Source organism: Moorena sp. SIO3E8 (genome assembly GCF_010692445.1).
Lineage (GTDB): Bacteria > Cyanobacteriota > Cyanobacteriia > Cyanobacteriales > Coleofasciculaceae > Moorena > Moorena bouillonii.
The window spans coordinates 17,705-28,235 of the sequence record NZ_JAAHHM010000090.1 but is presented as its reverse complement, the minus strand read 5'-3'; the positions used below and the strand labels follow the sequence as shown (position 1 = coordinate 28,235).

The 10,531-nt window shown below is 43.8% G+C and carries 8 protein-coding genes and 1 pseudogene; 4 read left to right on the top strand and 5 right to left on the bottom strand.

Annotation, left to right across the window (positions count from 1 at the left end; translation table 11 throughout):
- Nucleotides 1–328 precede the first annotated feature (328 nt).
- Both F6K46_RS27660 and F6K46_RS27655 read right to left on the bottom strand, forming a co-directional pair.
- Nucleotides 329–793, bottom strand: a complete 465-nt coding sequence (locus F6K46_RS27660) for an ABA4-like family protein (protein WP_293063222.1) — start codon at nucleotides 791–793, stop codon at nucleotides 329–331.
- A gap of 332 nt (nucleotides 794–1,125) precedes the next feature.
- On the bottom strand, nucleotides 1,126–1,350 hold the full coding sequence (locus tag F6K46_RS27655; RefSeq protein ID WP_293063220.1) for a hypothetical protein: 225 nt from the start codon (nucleotides 1,348–1,350) through the stop codon (nucleotides 1,126–1,128).
- On the opposite strand from F6K46_RS27655, the gene F6K46_RS27650 reads away from it, so the two are divergent.
- The 3 genes and pseudogenes from F6K46_RS27650 to F6K46_RS27640 all read left to right on the top strand — a co-directional run bounded on the left by F6K46_RS27650 (nucleotide 1,336) and on the right by F6K46_RS27640 (nucleotide 4,442).
- Nucleotides 1,336–2,715 (top strand): aminopeptidase P family protein, encoded by a 1,380-nt coding sequence (locus tag F6K46_RS27650; protein WP_293063218.1) that lies wholly within the window; start codon nucleotides 1,336–1,338, stop codon nucleotides 2,713–2,715. The two genes, F6K46_RS27655 and F6K46_RS27650, sit on opposite strands and share 15 nt — an antisense overlap.
- A gap of 219 nt (nucleotides 2,716–2,934) precedes the next feature.
- Nucleotides 2,935–3,817 (top strand): annotated as a pseudogene (locus F6K46_RS27645) (DUF4351 domain-containing protein).
- Between the two features lie 316 nt (nucleotides 3,818–4,133).
- Nucleotides 4,134–4,442 (top strand): hypothetical protein, encoded by a 309-nt coding sequence (locus F6K46_RS27640; RefSeq protein WP_293063216.1) that lies wholly within the window; start codon nucleotides 4,134–4,136, stop codon nucleotides 4,440–4,442.
- 156 nt (nucleotides 4,443–4,598) lie between these two features.
- Here the strand turns inward: F6K46_RS27640 and F6K46_RS27635 are convergent, their stop codons facing one another.
- Entirely contained in the window at nucleotides 4,599–5,822 is a 1,224-nt protein-coding gene (locus F6K46_RS27635) for a DUF3095 domain-containing protein (protein ID WP_293063215.1), read from the bottom strand.
- 170 nt (nucleotides 5,823–5,992) lie between these two features.
- Between F6K46_RS27635 and murJ the strand changes: the two genes are divergently transcribed.
- Complete coding sequence (murJ, locus tag F6K46_RS27630) at nucleotides 5,993–7,615, top strand: murein biosynthesis integral membrane protein MurJ (protein ID WP_293063213.1); 1,623 nt, start codon at nucleotides 5,993–5,995, stop codon at nucleotides 7,613–7,615.
- A 109-nt stretch (nucleotides 7,616–7,724) separates the two neighbouring features.
- On the opposite strand, the gene F6K46_RS27625 is transcribed toward murJ, so the two are convergent.
- Nucleotides 7,725–8,948, bottom strand: a complete 1,224-nt coding sequence (locus F6K46_RS27625; protein ID WP_293063211.1) for a glycosyltransferase family 4 protein — start codon at nucleotides 8,946–8,948, stop codon at nucleotides 7,725–7,727.
- A 92-nt stretch (nucleotides 8,949–9,040) separates the two neighbouring features.
- Nucleotides 9,041–10,528 (bottom strand): pitrilysin family protein, encoded by a 1,488-nt coding sequence (locus F6K46_RS27620; RefSeq protein ID WP_293063209.1) that lies wholly within the window; start codon nucleotides 10,526–10,528, stop codon nucleotides 9,041–9,043.
- Nucleotides 10,529–10,531 lie beyond the last annotated feature (3 nt).

Genomic DNA, 10,531 nt, shown 5'->3' with positions numbered 1-10,531 from the left:
GTTCTTTTAGCTCTTGCTTTTCTTCCGGACTCAAGTTCATGAGTTTTAGTAATTATTAGAAACTATTTATCATTAATAATATCATGATATCATGATTTTGGTATTTTTGCAAAACTGAGATGCACCCATAGGGTTTCCTGTACGAGATATAAACTTGTATGGTCTTTTGTTATTGGAAAATAAAACTTTACCCAGGCGTAGCCTCTCTCAGGAAGGGTTACGCCTGGGTTTCTTTTGCATGAATGCCTATTGCCTATTGCCTATTGCCTCTTGCCTCTTGCCTTTTTAAGCAATACCTATGTTTACAACCGACATCCAAACCTGCTGATTATGTTTGTGATGGACTGGTAGTTTCAGGGTCTAAGGGAGTATCTGATGTAGATTTTTTGGTAACCCAAGCGGTGATAATATGAGAAAGGAGTCCGATTGGTCCGGCAAATAAGCACAGCACTAGGGAGTGAATAGTCCAAATACCAGCCTGTTGCCCTTGCCAATAAATCCAACGCCCTACAAACAAGTCCAAAACTAGGAAGTGTATCCAGCCAGTAGCAGCAACGGTTTCGTCACTAAAGAAGTGGGCAATATCGGCTAACTGAGGATTGGATAAGGCTTGGGCGGATTCTGGTGTAATGCTATTAATAAATAGGTAAATATACAAACCTGCTAGAGCGACGAAGGGAAGATAGGATTCCATTACTCGCTTGTTAATGCCCCAATTTGGCAATAAAATCATCAGGAGCCAAAAGGGCAAAACGAAGATATTGGCAATATTAAACAGTTGAGTGATAACCATATTTCTGTGTTTAAGATTTCAACTATTTACTATAGCAATTATAAATTGGGTGAAGTTTTTCTGGGTGTTAGGGAATAGGGAGCAGGGAGTAGGGAGTAGGGAGTAGGGTGAAGAGCATGGGGAGTGGTAAAAAATCCTGTTCAGCTAATGAGTCTTATAGCGTTTATTGGATGTATGAGGTACAATTATCAAGCTCAAAGTCCCCCTTTTTAAGGGGGATTTAGGGGGATCTCTTTGTACCTCATGGGAAACAGAATTGCTATATAACTTCTATCAGTTTTACCCAGAGCATTTGAGATGATGGGTTCGGATTAATCTGTTGTGTTAATCTGTTATGCTAATTTGTTCAGGTTCATTTTCCACAGTTGGATGTTGGTTAGACCAAAAAGATTACCATTGCTCCTCCGAAACCCAATCACTGGGGAGAGTTTAATCTCAGGTCGCCCCTGGGGATAATTTTGAACAAATTCCACAAGACCTGTGGAATTTACGCTATAAATATTCAACGGTGAAGGTTCAACAAATAAATTATAATAAATCCGATGATTAACAACCATGACGGCTCTCTAGCCACTAGACTACAGCAACGGCGTCAAAAACTGGCTCAGCTGGTAGATTTTCCAGTAATGCTCTGGTCTGGACATCCTAGTCCTCGGAATTTTCGAGCCAATTCGTTCCCTTTTCGGGCTAGCAGTCACTTCTTGTATTTTGCTGGTTTACCCCTAACTAATGCGGTCATTTGCCTCAATGATGGCAAACTGGATTTATTCATGGATAAGCCAGCCCCTGGAAGTGCGTTGTGGCACGGAGAAACCCCTTCACCTGAGGAAATTTCTGAGATGATTGGGGCTGATCGGGTTTTTTCCCTTTCAGAATTGCGTTCCCATTCTCAGGGAGCAGCAACCATTGCTGTTCAAAATCCCACTACTTACAGCCAACAACAGGGAGTATTAAGTCGTCCTGTCGGACCCGCTGATGCTCCAGAAGGGATTGACTTGGATTTAGCGAAAGCCATTATATCCCTACGGTTATACCATGACGAGGGGGCATTATCGGAATTGCGCCAAGCCGCTGAAGTTTCGATGGCTGCTCATAAAGCGGGAATGGCAGCTACTCCCAAGGCTAAACGGGAAGCGGACGTGCGGGGGGCGATGGAAGGGGTAATTATTGCCAATAATATGACCCGTGCTTACACAAGTATTGTTACGGTTCATGGGGAAGTGCTCCATAATGGTGAGTATCACCATTCCCTGCAACCTGGAGAGTTACTGCTGGCAGATGTAGGAGCAGAAACCCCTATGGGTTGGGCGGCGGATATTACCCGTACTTGGCCGGTGAGTGGTAAATTTTCCCCTACTCAGCGGGATATATATAATGTGGTCAAAGAAGCCCATGATTTCTGTATCAAGAATCTTTACCCTGGGGTGGAATATCGAGAGATTCATATGACAGCAGCAGGGGTGATGGCTGAGGGATTGATAGATTTGGGGATTCTGCGAGGAGACATCTCGGATTTAGTAGCAATGGATGCCCATGCTTTGTTCTTTCCCCATGGTGTTGGTCATTTGCTCGGATTAGATGTCCATGATATGGAAGATTTAGGGGATTTGGCAGGCTATGCACCAGGACGGGAAAGAAGCGATCGCTTTGGCTTGGGCTTCCTGCGACTAGACCGACTGTTGGAACCAGGAATGTTGGTGACAATTGAACCAGGATTTTATCAAGTTCCAGGGATTTTGAATGACCCGGAGCGACGGTCAACCTACAAAGATGTGGTGGACTGGGATAGATTGGCAGAATTTGATGATGTGCGGGGGATTCGGATTGAAGATGATGTGTTGATTACCGAGACAGGAGCAGAGGTGTTGACCGCTGGCTTACCGACTAATCTAGAGGCAATTGAGGATTTGGTTAGGGGATAATAAGTTTTCGGGTGTGGGTGAACGGGTTAATGGTGCTCTTAAGTTTACAGAAATAATTTTGATAAGACCTGATTATATCAGGTCTTTTTTAGATATTATCTAAATCATGAGTGCTCGTATATCATAACTTGAATCAATAAACAAGATCCGGGTGCGATAACTTTTTTAGCTCAGATTCACTACAGTATCTGAAATAGTCTTAAATTTAAACAATTTGCCTTGGCGTACGACAATATTTGTAAATACTTAGCCGAAGAATACCCATCGGAGTTTTTTCATTGGCTATTGGGTGAAGAACCTCGGGATATTCAGGTACTTAAAAGCGATGCAGCGCGGTCTTGGGGGTTTCCCCCATGAGCGACTGCATCAAGACACCGAATTAAGTGCTGAACCAATTCAAGCTGATGCTCTGAGTTTACTCCAAAGTACTAACCAAATTCTGCACCTAGAATTTCAAACCTTACCCCCATCCGAGCCACCATTACCATTTCGGATGTTGGACTATTGGGTCAGATTACAACGAAAGTACCGATGTCCGATTGAGCAGGTGGTTATTTTTCTAAAGTCTACGACCTCACAGATGGTATTCAATAACGAATTTAGGGATATTAATACCTGGCATCGTTATAGAATTATTCGTCTGTGGGAGCAAGACCCTCAACCACTGTTGGCCAATCGGGCTCTGTTACCCTTGGCCACTTTAGCTAGGAGTAATCGGCCTAATCTATTGTTAGAGCAAGTGGTTGCTGAAGTCGATAGAATTGAAGAACAAGGTCAACTCCGAACCCTAGCGGCCTGTGTGGATGTACTGGCTGGTTTGCGGTTTGAGAAAGATTTAGTCCGTCGATTGTTGAGGGAGGAAGTTATGGAAGAATCAGTTACCTATCAAGATATTATCCAAAAGGGACGCCAGCGCGGCAAGCAGGAGGAAGCGGTATTAATTGTGATGCGTTTGCTAACCCTGAGGTTAGGTTTACTTGACCCTGTGCTCCAACAGCGGATTGAGGGATTATCGATTACTCGATTGGAGGAATTGAGTGAAGCGTTGTTGGATTTTAAGACAGCAACGGATTTAGCGGTTTGGTTGGATCAGGAGCAGTAGTGCGTTAACAAATGATGAATTTAGGAAGCTAACTATCAATCATGCCATCTAAAACTCCTTGGGGACACCTTACATACTTACTTAGAGCAACTGGAACAATTAGCGTTAACTTGGAAAGAAAAGTCTCTGACTCAAGAACAAGTGCTTGCCAACTATTCCCAAATCCCTGCTGCTTATAATTCTTATAAGCAGCAGGGATTATACAAAGATAATCTCGAAACAGCTTATAAGCAATTTACCGCTTTGCCAGCTTTGGAATAGCCCACCCCGCAACGCACCACCCAAACAGCAAAATCGCTATGAGAAACGCTATATCATGACTAATCAAGAAGAAGACCCATTGAAAAGCAAGCTAGAGAAAAACTTGCAAGAGTCCCAATGGCTACATAAATTTAAACAACTGAGTCAAGGACTAAGCCAAATTAAGACAGAAATTCCTCTAACTCAACTCTGTAAGCTAGAGTGGGTTACTGCTACTGACAGCTTAATCATTCACTGTCCAAATTCAGAAGTCAGGGATGGATTATGTAAGCTTTCATCCCAGATTGCCCAAATCACTATTGGCGCAAAATGCTTTATTCTTAGACATCCCGACTATCAAGACATTACTATTAAGCCAGTGTAATTATTCGCTATAGCAAAGGGAACAGGGAACAGGGAACAGGGAACAGGGAACAGGGAGTAGGGAGTAGGGAGTAGGGAGTAGGGAACTAGCGCAGCGCTATAGCTATTGCCTTATGCTAGTCTGATTTATCTGATTTATCCTAACTTGTATTGATGGCTAGTCATCTGGATTAACGGGTGTTCTAAAAGCGGATTTGCTATCAGTAGCATTCTCCTTAAGTCTATCCTTCATATCCTTGGCAGCTACCGCGTAGCCTCCGTCTGCACCATCCACAAAATGTACTTGGCGTCCATGGCGCTCAAATACCAGACAGGTCATCAGTGCTCGGTCTGAAATATGCAGACCATACACTAATTTACCTTGTTTATAATTCTTTTCTAAATAGTCTGTTAATTGTTTTCGTTGTGCTTCATTGCCAGCAATCACCATGCGTAACATATCATCAAACTTTCTGTAATCCGTTGCTGCGATCGCATTTCGTTTATAGGCTCCCCAGTCTCCATCTGGAAATTTCACTTTCAACCTCATCAACAACCAGCCCAAGAAATTCTCAAACCAGATTTTTAAAAAATAGAGCATCCTATGGCTTAGCTTACTCGACTGGGCGCACAGCCGAGTTTCAGCACTTAATTTATGATAACTAAACCCTAGATTTAAATAGTTTTTATCAACTGGATTTAAAAGCTCTTCACTTCCATATATAGTGTCAATTTTTTCAATAATTTTTCGATAAGTTAAATTAGCTAAATCTCCTTGATTAGACGTTGCTTTCACAATCAAGCTGATCGTTTCACCATATTTACTTGGAATGTCTTGCCAGCGACACTCTAAATTAGAAAAATCAGCTTTAGCATTATCAGTAGGGTTTTGGTAAAGGTAGAGGTTACTCGTATTTGGATGTTTAATCAATTCAGTAGCATAACTCAAACCATCTCCAGTAAATATAGCCTGATAATAATTTTCAGATACCTTGAGCTTCGCTAATTTAACATCATAATCATTTACTCTGACATCAGACATAGGTACTGCACCCACCCGCAATTCCATCCCAAATTCTTCCCTGGCTAGCTGACTAGTGGCTAACAACGCTTCCCGAGCAGGGGCAAACAGAGAAGGAGGAATCAACAGAGTTGCTCCATCTCCCCCAAACACAAAAGGAATGTCTAAATTACCTGCTATATTTAAAACAGCGACAATGGAGCAGGCTCCTAATAGGTTAACCTCTTTGTAGCGTCCTGATTCGATAGCTTGAGTCGAACCAATAATATCGCTAATCACAACATACCAATCCCTGGGAACCGATTCAAAATTACGAGAGTCAGTAATATCGATGAAGTTTTCTAAAAGGGGTAAATTAGCATAAAAAAATTCTGTAGTCATGGTTTAATCTAAAGAAATAACAAACCTTTTTACTAGGGTGATAACACCCTGAAAGGCACTTAGATAAAACCAAGCTAGCTGCTACACCCTACCAACCGTCAACTGTCAAGGGTCAACAACAAGGGATCCCTTAAAATAAGCACGTTAACTATTAATTTTATTAACGATTTGTGTCTGAAAACCAGAAAACCACTCGTTCCCTAGCTGGCATTGCCGGGATTGTCGCAGTAGCCACCATTATTAGTAAAGTATTTGGCTTAGTCCGCCAACAAGCCATGGCAGCAGCCTTTGGAGTTGGTCCGGTTATCAACGCCTACAGCTATGCTTACGTGATCCCCGGCTTTTTATTAATCCTCCTCGGTGGCATTAACGGACCGTTTCATAGCGCCTTAGTTAGTGTTCTCGCTAAACGAGATAAATCAGAAGCCCCACGGCTGGTGGAAACAGTAACTACCTTAGTCGCGTGCATCCTGTTACTGGTAACCATTGCTCTAGTGCTATTTGCTCCGCTCTTAATTGATGTTCTAGCACCAGGGTTTCAGGATACCCCAGAAGGGTTAGAAGTAAGAGCGATCGCAATCCGGCAATTACAGATTATGGCACCCATGGCAGTGCTAGCCGGATTAATTGGTATTGGCTTTGGTACCCTCAATGCTAGCGATCAATACTGGCTACCCGCCGTCAGTCCTTTATTTTCCAGCATCACCGTCATTGTTGGCTTAGGAATATTAGCCCTACAGTTGGGCAAACAAATTAGTAATCCCGATTTTGCCATGGTCGGTGGGATTGTCTTAGCTGGGGGTACCCTTGCTGGAGCAACTCTTCAATGGATAGTGCAGCAAATCGCTCAGTGGCGCAGTGGCCTAGGTAAAATACGCCTACGATTTAACTGGGGCATCCCTGGAGTCAAAGACGTGATGCAGGTCATGGCTCCAGCCACCTTTTCCTCTGGTATGCTACATATTAATGTCTACACCGACTTATTCTTTGCCTCCTTTCTGCCCCAAGCCGATGCCGCTGCTGCTAGCTTAAACTATGCCAATCTTTTAGTGAATACCCCTCTAGGCATTATTTCTAATGTCATTCTAGTCCCTCTACTGCCGGTATTTTCCCGACTAGCTGCTCCTGAAAATTGGCCAGAACTCAAGCAACGGATTCGCCAAGGAATTCTGCTCACTGCCTTGACAATGTTACCGTTAAGTGCATTGATGGTGACCTTAGCCATGCCCATCGTGCAGGTAGTGTATCAGCGTCAAGCCTTTGATGCTAATGCCTCTCGGTTAGTAGCATCAGTGCTCATGGCTTATGGGATGGGCATGTTTGTCTACTTGGGACGGGATGTGCTAGTGCGGGTATTTTATGGTTTAGGAGATGGACAGACACCCTTTCGTCTGAGTGTGATTAATATTCTTCTCAATGCTGTACTAGATTATTTTCTAATTGATGCCTTTGGCACACCCGGTATTGTATTTGCCACCATTGGTGTGAATGCCTTTTCCATGGTAGTGCTGTTATGGCTATTGAACCGCAGGCTAAATGGCTTACCTTGGCAAGAGTGGATGTTGCCAATTCTAGGTTTAGCTGTGAGTAGTGTAGTAGCTGGTGCCGCAAGTTGGGGAGTCAGTTGGGGGTGTGAGCAAGTATTAGAAACCAGTATTATTTGGGTGCAGTTGCTGCAATTGAGTTTAGCTGGATTAGCAGGCTTAGGTGTGTTTGGTTTGTTAGCAACCCAGTTGAAGTTACCAGAAGTCGATATGTTTGTAGCTCGTGTGCGGCAGAAGCTGGGTCGTTGACTGTATTAAACCTTCTAACCTTAAACCTTCTAACCTTTAACCTTCTAACCTTTAACCTTCTAACCTTCAACCTTCAACCTTAAACCTTCTAACCTTTAACCTTGAACCTTCAACCTTCAACTTTCAACTGACTTTCTCGTATCCACTGCAAATGCTGGGATAATAACTGATTTAAATCATAACCCTGTTGAATAGTTTCCCTGGCCTTAGCACGAATAGCAGCCATCTGTTCTGGATGGTCGAGAGCTTCCTCAACCCGATCGGCGATTTCCTCTGGCGAGAAAAAGTCTACTAACAAACCATTAATCCCATCTTCAATCACCTCTGTCACTGGGGGAGTATCAGACGCTACTACCAAACAACCTGTAGAAAGGGATTCTAGCATCGACCAAGACAGAACAAAAGGACGGGTAAGATAAATATGAACAGAGGAAGCTTGAAGAACTTGTAAGTATTCTGAGTAAGGAAGTAAACCAGTAAAGTGGACTCTGTCTAGGTCAAGGGGTACTTTTTCTAACATCAAGTCTTTGTAAGTTTTACCATCAGGTAGGGTTTTACCATAAGCCACCCGATTTTCCCCGACAATCACAGCATGACAGTTAGGACGTCGCTGCTGAAGGATACCGATTGCTTCGATCAATTGGGGAAAACCTCGATAAGGTTCCATGCCCCGTGCCACATAAGTGACTAGTTCTTCCACCTCAGACAAATCTAAGTTTATCTGTTTTAGTACTAACTTTGCCCCTGGATTGGGTTTAAAGAACTCGGTGTCCACCCCATCATGACGCACGGTAATTCTGCTGTGGAAGTCCGCTGGAAATTGCTGGCGCTGCCAGTAAGTGGGAGACAATCCGCGATCGCAACTGGCTAGGTCTAACAGAATCGGGGCATTTTTCATCCGAATCCGGGCTTCATCGTCAGCGTTTAGGGGCTCGGATGGATCAAAATCAGCATCTGTGCCATGGGCATGATAAAACCACTCGAAGTAGCACAGTAATCTGGCTTGGGGGAAAGCGTCTTTGATAAATAACGTTGGTCCCCAACCCGAATGACCATAGACCACATCAGGAACAAATCCCTTAGCCTTGAGCTGATTGGCTAAGCGATATACGCCTTGACCCTGAAGTACGGCATTTTCTAAGGGTCTAACATAGTGGTGAGTTTCTGGACGTGCTTCCCTAGAGGGATTGTAAAGAGCTTTGAGCACTCCAGGGAGTTGCCCTTCCTTGCGCCTGGTACCAAACACAACCTGGTTGCGGTTATCTTTAGCTAAAGCAGTTGCTATGTGGCGAAACTGGGCAGGGAAATTGGGATGTAGGAATAGAATACGCATTGAGAATAGCAAAGGGCAAATTGTATGTGGCAAATGGTGAATCGATTTTTTCTTTATTAACCATTAACCATTAACAATTTGCCATTAATCTACTAGCTGTTTTGTGGTTCTGGAATCGTAATATCTAAGACGGTGATGTCCTGGGAAAGGCTAGTCAGGGCTGGTTTGATTTGGGAAGCATTGCCCACAACTACCGTAACAATCTGCTCAGGTTTGAGATACTGTTCGGCAACCCGCTGTACATCCTCAATGGTAGTAGCTGTGACTGCCTTTTGATAACGGAAGATGAAATCCTCTGGGTAGCCATAGTATTCATAGCGCATCAGCCGAGATAGGGTTTGCTCTGGCTTCTGGAAGTTGAACACAAAGGAGTTGAGAACACTTTCTTTTGCCTTAGCCAATTCTTCTGAGCTAATCGGACTAGTGCGAAGTTTCTGGATTTCATCTAGAACGGATTTAATAAAGGGTACCGTGGTTTCAGAGCGAGTTTGTCCCCCAGCAATAAACAAACCCGGATAGTCATAGCGAACACTCCAAACCCCGTAGACCGAGTAAGCTAGACCTTGACGCGATCGCACTTCGTTAAATAGTCTGCCCCCAAATCCATTCATCACCTCATTTAACACAGAAAGGGCGGCGTAGTCAGGGCTATTGAGTTTGCCCCCGATATGTCCCATTTGAATATTACTTTGGGTCAGTTGAGGTTGATCCACAAAAAATATACCCCCTAACTGAGCCTGGGATGCATCTGGCACCTCTGGCTGTGCTGGCGCAGAGGCAGATTTCCAACTCCCAAATTTCTCCTCAATTAGCGATCGCATTTTTGCGGAGTCAAAATCCCCCACAATACCCAGTATCATATTTTCTGGATATACATACCTCTGAGAGAAACTGATTAAATCATTACGAGAGATATTGTCTAGATGCTCATACTCTATCGTGCGGGCATAGGGGCTAGTGTCACCGTAGATCAGTTTCCTAAATTCACGAGAAGCAATATCACCAGGATCATCATTGCGGCGCGCAATTTGTCCCGCTAGTTGCTGTTTAGCTAGGGCCAGCTTAGCTTTAGCAAAGGCGGGCTTTTGAATAACTTCAGCAAACAAATCAAAGACCAAGTCCAAATCTTCGCTCAAAGCACTAAAACTTGCACTGCCAGAACTAGTATCAATACTAGTTTCCACCGAAGCTGCCTTTTCTTCTAAAAGCACATTTAAATCATTGCCTGAGTGTTCAGTGGTACCCCCAGTACGCATCACAACTCCCGCCATAGTCGCTAAGCCAATTTTGTCAGCAGGCTCAAGGCGATCCCCCGTGCGAATCATTGCTGTACCACTCACCAAAGGCAATTCATGGTCTTCCATCAAATAGACCACCATCCCATTATCTAACTGATACCGAGTGTAGTCCGGTAGCTGAATTGCTGGTAACGGGTCAAAGTCTAATTCATCGTAATGGCGTGGGGTATCAGCTATTGCTGGTAGACGAGAAACAAGCACTACCACTAGCATTGTCACCACTAGTAGCCCGATCCATTTCAGGTATTTGGGATTTTGGCTTTTCGATTTTAGATTGGTCATTGG